Below are 15388 nucleotides of genomic sequence, written 5' to 3' on the forward strand. Positions count from 1 at the left end.
AAAAAGTACAGTTTACTGTTACTCAAGGTCAAAAAGGTCCTCAAGCAGAAAACATCGTAGCGCTTTAATTTAGCTATTGATGGGCTTTCATTAGCCTATTCTGATTGAATAGAAGGTAATCCTAAGGGGTTGCCTTTTTTTATGCCTGTTAGAAAGTCATGAACTAATACCGATTACATTAAGTATGTGATCTAAATTTTACGCAGGGAAAACAGCTTAATTCAAGGCGTAAGTTGACGTAAATGGTTGTTCCCTTTGCGAAACTTACAACGTAGAAGTGAGTTGTTTTAACCAGTAAAATAGATCAGCTATTTATTGTAATTGGTATAATACCAACCCGGCTAAGTAACTGATCGTTTTTACTGGTTTAAATGACCGTTTTTCTTATTACTCAATCATGCGCCTTGACCTTAGTCATTTATCCTACGTAAAACCAGATCATTATATTAAGCGGAATGGTATAACAGCTAATCCAACGGTAAAATAACGGTAAAGGTACTGCCTTTTCCTATCTCACTGGAAACTTGAAACTCACCTTTATGCTGGTGAATTATCGAGTAACTAATAGATAATCCCAGTCCAGTTCCCTTACCCAACGCTTTTGTTGTATAAAAAGGCGTAAATATATCATCTAATTTGCTTGGCTCAATGCCACTGCCACTGTCAGAAACTTCAATATAAAGTTTACCTTGTTGCTCGTGTGCTTTAATGAATACGATTTTTTCTTCACTCTCTTCAACAGCATCTTTCGCATTAATGAGTAGATTAACTAAAACTTGCTCTATCTGTGTTTTATTACATAAGATAGAGGGTAATGAGGGGGGAAGTACTTGTCTTAGTTCAACATCTTCTTGATTATATTGGTTAATGACAATATTGATAACACTCTCAAAAATAGTGGCAGGTACCTCTTTTTTATAGTTATCCTGCTCACTGTCGCGGCCAAAACTGCCCACCTGTTTGACTATTTTTTCAATACGTTCAACTTGCGCTAAAATTGAGCGAAAGCTCTCATCTACTGAGCGGTAGTCTTGTTTTTGTAAACTCTCTTGGCACATGTCAGCATGAATACAGATAACTTGAAGTGGTTGATTAATTTCATGAGCAATCCCTGTTGCAATCTCTCCCAGTGAAGATAGCTTGTTGGATTGTACTAATTTAGATTTACTGGCCGTAAAATCTTTGTTGATTGCATTTAAGTGCGCCGTTTGTGCGATAAGTTGTCTTTTAGTTTCTTTGATAACAAACAAAAAGAAAGTGAGTAGTGCAAACAAAATAGAGATAACGAGACCTAAAAAGGGAACATATTGGTAAAAGATGTGTAGATGTACAGGCCACACCATTAATGTCCATTTATGGCCAAGAAGGGGAATTTCAAATTGTTCTTTGATATGATTAATGGGGACTTGGGTTGGTAATACATGGTGAATCATACGCCCCTCTTCAGAAAGAGAAAAAGGATGCGTTATTTGAAATGTCGCCACTTGCTGTCTAAGTAAGTTGGAGATATTGAGCTGTGCATCAAGATAAGCGAATAGTTTCCCTTCTATAAAGATCGGTGCTTGTAAGTAGGTAACGACAGTTTCATTTTCCAATATAAAATGTGAACTCATGAATATATTTTGAAGGTTGGTTATGTCGCCATTTTTTGGGAGTGTTGATAAATGCCGCGCTTGGCGAATGATCGTTGTATTTGTTTTAACATCGAGTTGTTTATTCTTATCGATGCTTGGTTTTTTTTCATCGTTTACTAAGTAGATGCTGAGTTGAGTTAAGTTTGGATGGCGTATCGCTAAACTGGTGATCTCTTTTGACCAATTGTCATTTATCTGCTCTATTGATTGCCAGCGGTTAGCAATCATGGTGATTTGTTGGGCATGATGCAGAATAGTTTGTTGCACAAGATGAGAGATAGATTGGCTTTGAATCTTTATTTCCAATTGTTGATTGTAAAACTCTGTACTTTGAACATGCTTACTAACCCAATAGGTCGCGAATAAACCAATAAGAAAGATGAAAATACTATATAAATTCGATTTCAACTTAGTCCCTTAACTCTGTATAATCCTTAAAAATAGAATATTTATAATATATCAAAACTAAAAAAATAATCGATTTAAGCTAACGCTTTTAAAAAACCGCAAGGAATCAAGATGTCAGAGCAAGGTTTTACAACAAAAATAGTGCATTCAGACCGTTTATTAAATTTGGAGTATGGTGCAGTACACGCTCCTATTCATAACTCAGTACCCTATGGCTTTGATGATGTACAAGGTTTGATTGATGTTTTCCAAGGTAAGCCTGGTCATGCGTATGCGCGTCAATCAACGCCTACTATTGATGCATTGCAACATAAAATTCAGCAGATGGATAACGGTGTTGCAACACTTGTGTTCGCATCGGGTATGGCCGCTATTGTAACTACCTTTTTAACCCTATTAAAATCTGGTGATCATCTGATTTGTAGCCGTTTCTTGTTTGGTAATACCAATAGTATTATGGGGACGCTACAGAGTTACGGGATTGAAGTGACCTTAGTTGATGCCACTAATATAGATGAAGTAAAAGCCGCACAAAAAGAAAACACTCGTATGGTGTTTGTTGAAACTATTGCTAACCCAGTAACACAAATCAGTGCGTTAGAAGCGATTGGTGATTTTTGTGAAGCACAAAAACTCGTTTATGTGATTGATAACACCCTGACTTCAAGTTATCTCTTTGATGCAACCAGTGTTAAAGCAAGCTTAATTATTACCTCTCTTTCTAAGTATGTAGCGGGTCATGGCAATGCATTGGGTGGCTCTGTCACTGATTCTGGCCTATTTGACTGGGAAACTTATCCAAATATTTTTGCAGGTTACCAAAAGGGTGATAGCAAAATGTGGGGCATTAGTCAGATCAAGAAAAAAGGTCTGCGTGATATGGGTGGCTGTTTAAGTTCGCAAGCAGCGCATCTTATCTCTGTGGGCAGTGAAACAATGGAACTACGCATGGATCGCCAATGTGATAATGCGCTTGCTCTGGCCGAATTTTTAGAGAAACATCCAAAAATTGAAAAAGTTTATTACCCAGGTCTTAAAAGTCATCCACAATATGATGTTGCTAAGCGCCTCTTCAAAGCGTTTGGGGCTATCTTAAGCTTTGATCTTATTGAAGGTGAAGATTGTTGTGTATTATTAAATAAACTAAACATTGTTATCAATGCAACTCATCTAGGTGATAATCGCACACTGGCATTGCCTGTAGCACCGACTATTTATGGAGAGATGGGACTCGAAACACGTCAAAAAATGGGTATCAGTGAAAGCATGGTGCGTTGCTCAATTGGCATCGAAAATAAAGCGGACTTGCTTAAAGATTTTGAGCAAGCATTAGCTTAATGATGATTGTTAAATGAATAAAAAAGAGACGTTAAGGAATCGTTACATAATAACTTGCGCTAAATTGTTTTCAAAAAGCCTGAAATGACTGGTTATTTTGAAAAAAAGCGCAAGTAATTTTGAAGCCGATCCTAAGTCTCTTTTTTATTTTAGGAGGTTTATGAAAAAAATTATAATAATACTGACGTTACTCATGAGTGTTAATAGTTGAGCAGATACCGACTACGCTGAATTCGGACGTTCTTTGGGAAATTACCAAGCATGCTGATGTTGCTACCTCTATCAATGATAAATAGATGTTTCGTTATTATCAGCAGATGTTTAATGATACACGATACACGATACACGATACACGATACTCGTTATTAGCTAGTGGCAATGAGCAACTGTATTTAGTGTGGGATAAAAGTAAAAAGACACGGTTGAAAATAGATGAACTGAGTTTACAGAAAATGTGTTTAGGTCGCTTTGATGGGCTTTCGCGAAAAAAGCCACTCCGTAAGTGGCTGTTTTAGCGGTTATTGCTTAATAATCGTCAGACTCTTTTACTTTGCCATAAATATTGGCGGCATTACCGGTATTGTCAATTTGACTTTCATCAGTAGATTCTTTCGCTACTGCTACAGGCGTTGGTTTTTGTTTAAATTGCACTGATTCTGATTTTTCCTCGTCTACTTTTTTATCAACAAGCACATTGTCTGTTACTTTTGATTCTGTTTTTGATTCTGCTTTTTTCACACGAATAATATTACCCGCCAATTTAAAGCCATTGAGCTTTTTCATTGCTGCTTTTGCATCGCCTGCTTTAGGCATCTCAATAAAACCAAAACCTTTTGATTTACCTGTTTTTTGATCTAACACTAAGCTACAAGATTGCACTTTTCCATGCTCACTAAACAAGCTAACTAATTTTTCTTCACTGGTTGCGGTTGCTAAATTACGCACTAATAATTTCATAAAATACTCTATATAGATTGAATAATGACGCGTGGATCTTAGCATAATTTAGTTAGCTTAAAACAGATAACGCGCATGAAATGTTAGATGATCTTCAATAAAACTACTGATGAAAAAGTAGCTATGATCGTAACCGACTTGCATTCTTACTTTGATAGGATATTGGCTGAACTCGCGGAGTGTTTCTGGCTTTAATTGCTCCACAAGAAAATGGTCAGCATCACCTTGATCAATTAAAATGGGTAGCGTAGAGACTGCTGTTTTTAATAGTTCGCTGGCATCATATTGTTTCCAACTCTGTTTATCATTGCCTAAATAAGCACGAAATGCTTTTTTCCCCCACGGGCTGTTTATTGGATTACAGATTGGGCTAAATGCAGAAATGGACTGGTATTGTTCACTATTTTTGAGGCCAATAGTCAGTGCGCCATGGCCACCCATACTATGCCCTGATATCGACTTCACCTTGCTGACTGGAAAATGTTGCTCAATCAGTGCGGGTAGTTCTGTTTTGATGTAGTCATACATCTGATAATGGTCAGACCACGGTTTTTCTGTGGCATTAACATAAAACCCTGCACCTTGGCCTAAATCATAACTCTCATCGTTTGCAACACTTTCTCCTCGTGGGCTTGTGTCTGGTGCTACAATGGCAATACCTAATTCTGCTGCTTTACGAAAAACGCCTGCTTTTTGCATGAAATTTTCATCGCTACAGGTGAGTCCTGAAAGCCAATATAATACCGGGACAGGGTTTTGTTTATTGGCATTGGGCGGTAAAAAAATAGCAAAACGCATTTCACAATTAAGTGTTGGTGATTGGTGCTTATACTGTTTGTGCCAACCTGAAAATACTTTGGTTTGACTCATGTTTTCAATGTTCATACTCTTCCCCTAAAACTTTTTTTATTTTTGGAAGTTAAATGTTATACCAATCTGATTAAGTAGGTGATCTAAATTTTACGCAGGGAAAATGACTTAATTCAAGGCGTAAGTTGACGTAAATGGTTGTTCCCTTTACGAAGCTTACAACGAAGAAGTAAGTTATTTTAACCAGTAAAATAGGTCAGCTATTTATTCTGATTGGTATTAATCTGCTTAGACTAACGTAATATTTCAAATGACTTTATCTATCCATATGTAAAACCGTACGAATTGACTCACCTTTATGCATCAAATCAAATGCTTGGTTAACATCTTCAAGTGCCATAGTGTGGGTGATAAATTCTTGTAAGCCAAACTCACCTGCCATGTAACGATTAACGATTTCAGGTAATTCAGAGCGACCTTTTACACCACCGAATGCAGAGCCTCGCCATACACGACCAGTAACCAGTTGGAATGGGCGTGTTGTTATCTCTTGGCCTGCACCTGCTACGCCAATAATCACCGATTCACCCCAACCTTTATGACAACATTCCAATGCTTGGCGCATCACATTAACATTACCAATACACTCAAAAGAGTATTCGACACCGCCATCGGTCATCTCTACAATCACCTCTTGAATCGATTTATCTAATTTGTTCGGATTGATACAATCGGTTGCACCTAACTGCTCCGCAAGCTCGAACTTACTCTCATTTATATCGACACCGATAATACGCTTTGCACCCGCCATACGTGCGCCAATGATGGCAGAAAGACCAATACCACCTAAGCCAAAAATAGCGACGTTATCGCCTTTTTCAACTTTTGCCGTATTAAGCACTGCGCCCATGCCGGTGGTTACCCCACAACCAAGCAGACAAATCTCTTCAAGCGGGGCCTCTTTTGATACTTTTGCCAGTGAAATTTCAGGCAAAACGGTATATTCAGAGAAAGTAGAGCAACCCATGTAGTGATAAATCGTTTCACCATTAATAGAAAAACGACTTGTTCCATCGGGCATCACACCTCTGCCTTGTGTTTCACGTACTGCTTGGCAAAGGTTAGTTTTACCCGATAAACAGAATTTACATTTTCCACATTCTGCGGTGTACAGTGGAATAACATGATCGCCCACCTCAACACTGGTCACGCCCTCACCAATCATCTCAACAATTCCACCTCCTTCATGGCCCAAAATAACAGGGAAGATCCCTTCTGGATCATCGCCTGAAAGGGTAAAAGCGTCAGTATGACAAACACCCGTTGCTACAATGCGTACCAGAACTTCACCTTTTTTAGGAAGCTCAACATCGACCTCTTCCATTTTTAAAGGTTCACCCGCAGCCCATGCCACCATCGCTTTAGATTTGATAGATGTTTGTCCCGCTTTAATATTAATTGTCATGATTTTTCCTTTATTTATTTCAAGAAACTGTATTGATGCGATGGAGTATAGCTATATTTTCCCTATTGATAATCCACTGAAATTGAAAATCATTATTACATATGTGTAATAATTAGAAGAGAGAAGAGGAGAGTGATATGAACAGTTGGCAAGGGGTGAGTGAATTTGTTGCGGTCGCTGAAAGTGAGAGTTTTACTGAGGCAGCTAAAAAATTAAAAACATCGGTGGCGCAAGTGAGTCGTCGTGTTTCAGCATTAGAGGAGAGTTTAGCGGTAAAATTGTTGCTACGTACCACGCGTAAAGTTTCACTCACCGAAGTGGGTAGAAGCTATTTTTTACAATGCAAACAACTGGTTGATGGGCTAGAGGAAGCTAATTTAGCCGTGAGTCAGATGCAAACCAAACCCAAAGGGCGCTTAAAAATAACTGCGCCAGTGACCTATGGTGAAAAATATTTAGCGCCACTGTTACATCAATTTTTAACACGTTATCCGCAATTAGAACTAGAACTAATTTTGACCAATCAGCAACTTGATCTCGTTGAACAAGGAATGGATCTGGCTATTCGTCTTGGGCATTTACAAGATTCAACGTTAATTGCCAAACGATTATCACAAAGGCAACTTTATGTCTGTGCAACGCCACAATATCTTGAACATGCAGGTGAGCCTCATACACTCTCTGAATTGGTTAATCATCAGTGTTTACTGGGTTCACTTGATTATTGGCGTTTCAAAGAACAGGGGAAAGAGCGTACAATGCGTGTCTCTGGGAGAGTAAAATGTAATAGTGGTTTTGCACTACTTGATGCTGCTAAACAACATCTTGGCTTAGTACAGCTACCTGACTATTATGTGCAACAAGCATTACACAGCGGTGAACTTGTTGAAGTGCTCAGTGATTATCGAGACGATAAAGAGGGGATCTGGGCGGTTTATCCGCTGAATCGAAATTTATCCTTGAAAATGCGTTTATTAATTGATTTTTTAACGGATGCTTTACCTGCTGGATATTAATGCTTATTTGAATTTGTTATAGTGCGCACTGTTTTAACACATTATTAATTTGATTGACGGTAGCATTACCCAAGCAATCAAAGATCGAATGAGGCTTGGTTGATGTAGATTATTTTATAGATAACGTATTAAGAGTAGTTCCATGAAACTATTCACATAAATGATCATAAAGATCACCTTAGATATATACCCATGTTACTTCAAAATGCTTTGTCAGGCACAAGCTCGATAATCAGAGCAAGGCGCAACACGAGGTAATGGTTGTTCCCTTTCCGATTGTTGCAACGCAGGGCTTATTTTCGAGCTTGCGCCCCGTAGGGCAAGGCAACTTGCACCAATCTACGTCGTTATAAAATTTCGACTTAGAATGACTAGGCTTCAATTTTATGCCTAGTATCTCGGTACAATTTACCTTGCTGACTTTGCATCTCGAAGTAACATGGGTATAAAATAATAGAGAATTATAAAATGGCAGACGCTAAATTTCTTGAAGCCGTCAACTGTAGACGCACATTCGCAATCATCTCTCACCCCGATGCAGGTAAAACCACCATCACCGAAAAAGTCTTACTTTTCGGAAACGCACTGCAAAAAGCGGGTACAGTAAAAGGTAAAAAATCAGGTCAACATGCTAAATCGGATTGGATGGAAATTGAGAAAGAGCGTGGTATCTCAATCACCACCTCAGTGATGCAGTTTCCCTACAAAAATGCCATTGTTAACCTACTTGATACCCCCGGACATGAAGATTTCTCAGAAGATACTTATCGTACATTAACGGCCGTTGATTCTTGTTTGATGGTCATTGATTCGGCAAAAGGGGTTGAAAATCGTACCATTAAATTAATGGAAGTCACTCGTTTACGTGATACCCCTATCATCACTTTTATGAATAAATGTGACCGTGATATTCGTGATCCCATCGAGTTAATGGATGAGGTCGAAGCGGTGTTAAATATCGCTTGTGCACCTATTACTTGGCCGATTGGCATGGGGAAAGAGTTTAAAGGTGTTTACCATCTATTAAATGATGAAGTTATTTTGTACTCAACGGGGCAAGGTCATACCATTCAAGAACGTCGCGTGATTAAAGGGTTAGATAACCCTGAATTAGATACGATTTTACCGCTACATATTGATGACTTACGTGAAGAGTTGGAGCTAGTATTAGGTGCATCGAACGAATTTGATTTAGAGATGTTTTTAAGCGGCGAATTAACCCCTGTCTATTTTGGCACTGCACTGGGTAATTTCGGTGTTGATCATGTATTAGATGGCTTGATTGACTGGGCACCAAAACCGTTAGCACGTGTTGCAAAGCAGCGCGTTGTAGAGCCGACAGAAGAGGACTTCTCTGGTTTTATCTTCAAAATTCAAGCCAATATGGATCCCAAACATCGTGATCGTATCGCGTTTATGCGTATTTGCTCTGGGAAATATGAGAAAGGCATGAAAATGCTTCATGTGCGCACGGGTAAAAAAGTAAGCATTTCTGATGCCGTTACCTTTATGGCGGGTGACCGAACCGCAACAGAAGAAGCCTATCCGGGTGATATTATTGGCCTACATAATCACGGTACCATTCAGATTGGTGATGCGTTTACCTTAAATGAAGAGCTAAAATTTACCGGTATTCCCAACTTTGCACCTGAAATGTTCCGCCGTATACGTCTGCAAGATCCGCTTAAACAGAAGCAACTGTTAAAAGGGTTGATGCAACTCTCTGAAGAGGGCGCTGTACAGGTGTTTCGCCCATTGCGCAGTAATGATTTGATTGTGGGTGCGGTGGGTGTGTTGCAGTTTGAGGTGGTAGTACAACGCCTTAAATCAGAATACAAAGTGGACGCTATTTACGAAGGTATTAATGTTGCCACTGCATTGTGGGTTGATAGTGAAGATGATCAAAAAATGGCGGAGTTTGAGAAAAAAGCTTACGATAACTTAGCCCTTGATGGCAGTAACAACTTAACCTATGTCGCGCCGACCATGATTAACTTGAACCTCGCCATTGAACGTTATCCTGCGGTGAATTTCCGTAAAACACGTGAACATTAAAAGTTGGCTCTGTATTAATATTAAAGCGTCTTTGGACGCTTTTTTTATAACTTAAATCTGATAAACAGAGGAGATGATATGTTTATCGATAGTCACTGCCACCTTGATTTCGCCTGTTTTAGTGATCAGTTTGATTCCCTATTAACACAGTTAAATCAGCAACAGATAACAAAGCTGGTTATTCCCGCGACACAAGCGAGTGGTTGGTCTGCCATCATGCAACTCGCAAACTCGCATTCTGCACTTTATTATGCATTGGGGCTTCATCCTCACTTTTTAGAAAATTTTCAAGTACAAAATTTAACACAATTACATTCACAGCTTTCAATATGTGATAAAAAATGTATCGCCCTTGGTGAGATTGGGTTAGATAAATTTGCCCCGGCGAGCTTCGTTCAGCAAGAGTTTGTATTTGTTGAGCAACTAAAAATAGCACAACAACTTAAACTGCCTATTATTTTACATTGTGTTAAAAAACAAAATCGTGTTTTGGAACTATTAAAACAGCAATTTTTTACTCAGGGCGGTGTTTATCATGCTTTTTCTGGTAGCTTGGAAATGGCGCATGCGTTTATTAAGTTAGGCTTTAAGTTGGGTATTGGCGGTGTTATTACTTATCCTAATTCAACTAAAACACGAGAAACGGTTGCAAACCTACCGATCGAATCCATTTTATTAGAAACTGATGCACCTGATATGCCGCTTTATAATCAATCGACTAAAATTAATACACCACTTAATATTCTGCCTATTTTTAATTGTTTAGCCGAACTTCGCAAAGAGTCAAAATCGTTACTTGCCAAGCAACTTTATGAAAATAGCTGCTCAATTTTTTCGTTAAATAATGACTAACTTATAAATTCAGCGTAAAATAATCGCCTTTTATAAACAGTTTAAATTTAAGGTGATATTTCATGGTGCAATACCCGATGACAGCCAAAGGCGCTGATGCGTTACGTAAAGAGCTTGAGCAATTAATGAATGTACTCCGCCCTGAAATTGTGGCCGCAATCGCTGAGGCGCGTGAACATGGCGATCTTAAAGAGAATGCGGAATACCACGCAGCGCGTGAGCAACAAGGCTTTTGTGAAGGGCGTATTCAAGATGTCGAAGCGAAACTTTCAAATGCACAAATTATCGATGTCAGTAAATTGACTAATAATGGCAAAGTTATTTTTGGTACGACGGTAACAATCGTCAATGTAGAGACTGATGAAGAGGTGACTTATAAAATAGTGGGTGATGATGAGTCTAATATTAAATTAAATCTTATCTCCGTTAATTCACCGATAGCGCGTGGCTTAATTGGTAAGATGTTAGATGATGAAATTACCATCAAAACACCGGGTGGCGCAATTGAGTATGAGATCATCAATGTACAATACGTTGTATAATAGCAATCAGAATAAGTAGCAGAACAATCTTGCTGGTTAAAATAAATTATTTCATCGTTGTGATTTTCGTAAAAGGAACAAGCATAAAAGAATCAAAGTTTTTATTTTAATGATGCCGAAAGAGGATTAACGGAGCTAATCTCTCGAAAGGCGTCAACTTATGCCTTGAACTAATCTATTTTCCCTGCGCAATGGAAACTCTCATACTTAATCCAATGGGTATAATAATTTAGGTGTATTTTGAATACAAAAAAGCCCAGAACATCTGGGCTTTTTAATTATGAGTCAAGAAAGAAAAAGTTACTTACGCGGTAAGTCGACTTTCTTCTCTTCACTTTGGCGATATAACACCACAATGTGACCAATTTTTGCGACATTAATTGCTTGGGTTTCACGTACAATCGCATCAATAATTAATTGTTTCATTTCACGATCGTCAGTGGCTATTTTAACTTTGATTAACTCATGAAAATTAAGAGCATTCTCAATTTCAACAAGTACACCTTCAGTGAGGCCATTTTGACCCAGTAATACAACAGGTTTTAGCGCGTGGGCTAAACCTTTTAAGTGTTTTTTCTGTTTATTTGATAAGTTCATACAAATTCTTTCATTTAGGGGTTGAAAACGACTCATTCTACCCTTAAATAATAACTTTTACTATTCTATTCATCACTAACCTAAACGAGAATATCTCCATGGGCAAAAAAGTCAACTCAATCGCATCAAAACCGGGTGTATTAAAAAAAAGCAGCTCGGGTAGTTCAAAGCGTTGGATGCAAGAGCATGTTAATGATTTCTATGTAAAAGAGGCAAATCGTCTTGGTTTACGATCACGTGCCGTATTTAAACTCGAAGAGATCAATAAAAAAGATAAATTAATCAAATCGGGCATGACCGTGGTCGATTTAGGTGCTGCACCGGGCAGTTGGTCACAATGGTGTGTTGATAATGTGGGTTCAAGAGGTAAAGTTATCGCCTGTGATATTTTAGCGATGGATTCTATCGCTGGTGTTGATTTTTTGCAGGGTGATTTCCGTGAAGAAGAGGTGCTAAATACACTATTAAAACGCATTGGTGATAACAAAGTCGATGTGGTGTTGTCTGACATGTCACCTAATATGAGCGGTAATGCGGCCATGGATCAGCCAAAATCGATGTACCTTGTTGAATTGGCGTTGGATATGTGTGGTGATGTATTGGTGAAAGAGGGCGCTTTTATTGTTAAAGTATTTATGGGCGCAGACTTTGATGCTTACATGCAGGCAGTAAAAAAACAGTTTAAAGTGGTGAAAACGCGCAAACCAGAATCATCACGCGCACGCTCGCGTGAGGTATATTTAGTCGCAACAGGATTTAAAGGGTGATTTTGTCATTTTATGGCCACTATATAGTGGCGACTACTTTTAAACTGTAGTAGTCTAATGAACGAAATTTATTAATTAACATGAGGTTTACATCTTGAACGATATGGCAAAAAACCTAATATTATGGCTAGTTATCGCGGTAGTATTAATGTCCCTATTCCAAGGGTTTGGTACAGAAAGTGACAAACAAACTGCAATTGATTATACAACTTTTAATAAAGAAGTGAGCCAAGGACAAATTCAGCAAGTCCAAATTGATGGTCCAGTGATCACAGGGGTGAAAAGTAATCAAAGCACCTTTGTTACTTATATCCCTGCACCCGATTTGGATCTAATGAACTACCTTATTAAATACAACGTAAAAGTGGAAGGTACGCCACCAGAAGAGACCAGTTTCTTAGCCTCTATTTTTGTTTCGTGGTTCCCAATGTTGTTGCTTATTGGTGTATGGATTTTCTTCATGCGTAATATGCAAGGTGGCGGTAAAGGTGGCGCGATGTCATTTGGTAAGAGTAAAGCCAAATTGATGGGCGAAGACCAAATAAAAACTACCTTTGCTGATGTCGCAGGCTGTGATGAAGCCAAGGAGGATGTAAAAGAGTTAGTTGATTATCTTAAAGATTCAACTAGGTTCGAAAAGTTGGGTGGTCGTCTTCCAACAGGTATTTTATTGGTGGGTCCGCCGGGTACGGGTAAAACCTTACTTGCCAAAGCGATTGCTGGTGAAGCCAAAGTACCTTTCTTTGCTATTTCAGGATCTGATTTTGTTGAGATGTTTGTTGGTGTGGGTGCATCACGTGTACGTGATATGTTTGAACAGGCTAAAAAATCAGCGCCATGTATCATCTTTATCGATGAGATTGATGCGGTGGGTCGCCAGCGTGGTAGTGGTGTTGGTGGTGGTAACGATGAACGTGAACAAACATTAAATCAGTTGCTCGTTGAGATGGATGGTTTTGAAGGTAATGAAGGTGTTATTGTTATCGCCGCGACTAATAGACCTGATGTATTAGATTCCGCATTGCTTCGACCTGGTCGTTTTGACCGTCAAGTGGTGGTTAGCTTACCTGATGTGCGTGGCCGTGAGCAGATTTTAAATGTATATATGCGCAAAGTACCATTAGCTGATGATGTGAAAGCAAATGTTCTTGCGCGTGGTACACCAGGTTTTTCTGGTGCGGATTTAGCAAATCTTGTTAATGAAGCTGCATTGTTTGCTGCTCGTTCAAATAAGCGCACGATTAACGCGGAAGATTTTGAACAAGCGCGTGATAAAATATTAATGGGTGCTGAGCGTCGTAGTTTAGTGATGCGCGTAGAAGATAAAGAATCAACGGCATACCATGAAGCGGGCCATGCCATTGTTGCGAAATTAGTGCCACAGCATCACCCGATTCATAAGGTGACAATTATTCCACGTGGTCGTGCATTAGGTGTGACACAATTTTTACCAGAAGGTGATCAAATTAGTCAAAATCGTCAAGAGCTAGAAAGTAGTATTTCAGTTGCTTACGGTGGCCGAATTGCAGAAGAGCTGATTTACGGTAAAGATAAAGTTTCAACGGGGGCATCACAAGATATTAAACAGGCTTCCTCTATTGCGCGTTCAATGGTAACCGAGTGGGGTTTTTCAGAAAAATTGGGGCCTATTTTATTAACAGCAGAGCCAAATTCATTACGTTCAAATACCGTTTCTCATGAAACCGGTAAACTGATTGATGATGAAGTTCGCATGTTTATTGAAATAAACTATCAACGCGCTTATAAATTACTCTCTGATAACCTTGATATTTTACATGCAATGAAAGATGCTCTAATGAAGTTTGAAACCATTGATGCACTTCAGGTTGATGATTTGATGGCACGTATTGAAGTGCGTCCACCAAAAGATTGGAGTGAAGATAAATCTGAGTCTGGAAAAAAAAAGCCAGAAGAAAATGCTGAAAGCGCTGAGCCTGTCGCTACAGATGTTGAAGTCGAAGATAAAAAAGAAGATAAAAAAGAAGATAAAGAGTAATATTTTCTTCAATAGTAATTTATAAAAAAACCTAAGCTTGCTTAGGTTTTTTTATAGGTGAAATAAATAGGTGAGAGTAAGATGCAACTACAAAGTGGCGATAGGGTTCTAGATTTAAGTACACCACAGGTGATGGGTATTTTAAATGTGACCCCTGATTCTTTTTCTGATGGTGGTAACTTTGCAACGATTGATAATGCATTATTACAAGCAACAAAAATGGTTGAGCAGGGCGCAAGTATTATTGATATTGGCGGTGAATCAACAAAGCCGGGTGCGGTTGATGTGGTTGCTGAACAGGAGCTAGAAAGAGTGATTCCTGTGATTGAAAAAATAGCACAAAATCTAGATTGCATGATCTCTATAGATACCAGTAAAGCGATTGTGATGAGGGAAGCGGTGCAAGCAGGGGCGCATATTCTTAATGACGTGCGCGCATTACAGGAAGAAGGCGCACTGCAAGCTGCCGTAAAAGCACAGGTTCCAGTTTGTTTGATGCACATGCAAGGTGCGCCACGGTCGATGCAAGTTGCGCCTCAATACGATAATTTGCTCGATGATGTTAAATGTTTTTTACTGCAACGTGCTGATTTTTGTATAAAAGCAGGTATTAAAAAAGAGCATATAATTTTAGATCTGGGTTTTGGTTTTGGAAAATCATTGGCGCATAATTTTGAATTGCTGGGCGCAATGAAACAATTTGTTAAACTAGGTTATCCGCTGTTAACGGGGGTTTCACGAAAATCAATGTTTGGTCATTTGCTAAACCGTGATATAAATGAGCGTCTCGCAGGGAGTTTAGCGGGGGCAATAATTGCAATACAGCAGGGATCGCAAATAATTCGAGTACATGATGTCGCCGAAACGGCTGATGTCATTAAGATTTTACAAGCAGTAAATGTTTTTAACTAATCAATAAGAAGAACCCCT

General features: G+C 38.8%; 14 protein-coding genes and 1 pseudogene. 10 read left to right on the forward strand and 5 right to left on the reverse strand.

What is annotated here, in order from left to right:
* Positions 1-68 (forward strand): annotated as a pseudogene (locus tag G322_RS23245) (cold-shock protein); the annotation flags it as partial.
* Positions 69-467: 399 nt separating this feature from the next.
* Here G322_RS23245 and G322_RS22165 read toward each other — a convergent pair.
* Positions 468-2042, reverse strand: coding sequence for a sensor histidine kinase (locus G322_RS22165; RefSeq protein WP_022940678.1), 1575 nt, complete (start codon positions 2040-2042; stop codon positions 468-470).
* A 111-nt stretch (positions 2043-2153) separates the two neighbouring features.
* Between G322_RS22165 and G322_RS0104835 the strand changes: the two genes are divergently transcribed.
* Complete coding sequence (locus tag G322_RS0104835; RefSeq protein WP_022940679.1) at positions 2154-3380, forward strand: cystathionine gamma-synthase family protein; 1227 nt, start codon at positions 2154-2156, stop codon at positions 3378-3380.
* 296 nt (positions 3381-3676) lie between these two features.
* A complete protein-coding gene (locus G322_RS0104840; protein ID WP_022940680.1) occupies positions 3677-3895 on the forward strand; it encodes a hypothetical protein in 219 nt (72 codons plus the stop codon).
* A gap of 10 nt (positions 3896-3905) precedes the next feature.
* Here the strand turns inward: G322_RS0104840 and G322_RS0104845 are convergent, their stop codons facing one another.
* The 3 genes from G322_RS0104845 to G322_RS0104855 all read right to left on the reverse strand — a co-directional run bounded on the left by G322_RS0104845 (position 3906) and on the right by G322_RS0104855 (position 6612).
* Positions 3906-4337, reverse strand: a complete 432-nt coding sequence (locus G322_RS0104845; protein ID WP_022940681.1) for an RNA recognition motif domain-containing protein — start codon at positions 4335-4337, stop codon at positions 3906-3908.
* A gap of 57 nt (positions 4338-4394) precedes the next feature.
* Positions 4395-5222, reverse strand: coding sequence for an S-formylglutathione hydrolase (gene fghA / locus G322_RS0104850; protein WP_022940682.1), 828 nt, complete (start codon positions 5220-5222; stop codon positions 4395-4397).
* Between the two features lie 241 nt (positions 5223-5463).
* Positions 5464-6612 carry an S-(hydroxymethyl)glutathione dehydrogenase/class III alcohol dehydrogenase gene (locus G322_RS0104855; RefSeq protein WP_022940683.1) on the reverse strand — a complete coding sequence of 383 codons (1149 nt, stop codon included), beginning with the start codon at positions 6610-6612 and terminating at the stop codon, positions 5464-5466.
* A 137-nt stretch (positions 6613-6749) separates the two neighbouring features.
* On the opposite strand from G322_RS0104855, the gene G322_RS0104860 reads away from it, so the two are divergent.
* The 4 genes from G322_RS0104860 to greA all read left to right on the forward strand — a co-directional run bounded on the left by G322_RS0104860 (position 6750) and on the right by greA (position 11077).
* Positions 6750-7628, forward strand: a complete 879-nt coding sequence (locus G322_RS0104860) for a LysR substrate-binding domain-containing protein (RefSeq protein WP_022940684.1) — start codon at positions 6750-6752, stop codon at positions 7626-7628.
* A gap of 468 nt (positions 7629-8096) precedes the next feature.
* Entirely contained in the window at positions 8097-9683 is a 1587-nt protein-coding gene (prfC, locus tag G322_RS0104865) for a peptide chain release factor 3 (RefSeq protein ID WP_022940685.1), read from the forward strand.
* Between the two features lie 78 nt (positions 9684-9761).
* On the forward strand, positions 9762-10535 hold the full coding sequence (locus G322_RS0104870; protein WP_022940686.1) for a TatD family hydrolase: 774 nt from the start codon (positions 9762-9764) through the stop codon (positions 10533-10535).
* A gap of 62 nt (positions 10536-10597) precedes the next feature.
* On the forward strand, positions 10598-11077 hold the full coding sequence (gene greA / locus G322_RS0104875; protein ID WP_022940687.1) for a transcription elongation factor GreA: 480 nt from the start codon (positions 10598-10600) through the stop codon (positions 11075-11077).
* A gap of 300 nt (positions 11078-11377) precedes the next feature.
* Here the strand turns inward: greA and yhbY are convergent, their stop codons facing one another.
* On the reverse strand, positions 11378-11674 hold the full coding sequence (gene yhbY, locus G322_RS0104880) for a ribosome assembly RNA-binding protein YhbY (RefSeq protein ID WP_022940688.1): 297 nt from the start codon (positions 11672-11674) through the stop codon (positions 11378-11380).
* Between the two features lie 98 nt (positions 11675-11772).
* Here yhbY and rlmE point away from each other — a divergent pair, with 98 nt between their 5' ends.
* The 3 genes from rlmE (at position 11773) to folP (ending at position 15370) form a co-directional block, all read left to right on the forward strand.
* Complete coding sequence (rlmE, locus tag G322_RS0104885) at positions 11773-12441, forward strand: 23S rRNA (uridine(2552)-2'-O)-methyltransferase RlmE (protein ID WP_022940689.1); 669 nt, start codon at positions 11773-11775, stop codon at positions 12439-12441.
* Positions 12442-12535: 94 nt separating this feature from the next.
* Positions 12536-14458 (forward strand): ATP-dependent zinc metalloprotease FtsH, encoded by a 1923-nt coding sequence (gene ftsH, locus G322_RS0104890; protein WP_028866421.1) that lies wholly within the window; start codon positions 12536-12538, stop codon positions 14456-14458.
* 81 nt (positions 14459-14539) lie between these two features.
* Positions 14540-15370, forward strand: coding sequence for a dihydropteroate synthase (gene folP, locus G322_RS0104895; RefSeq protein WP_022940691.1), 831 nt, complete (start codon positions 14540-14542; stop codon positions 15368-15370).
* Positions 15371-15388: the final 18 nt, after the last annotated feature.

This window comes from Psychromonas hadalis ATCC BAA-638 (assembly GCF_000420245.1).
GTDB lineage: Bacteria > Pseudomonadota > Gammaproteobacteria > Enterobacterales > Psychromonadaceae > Psychromonas > Psychromonas hadalis.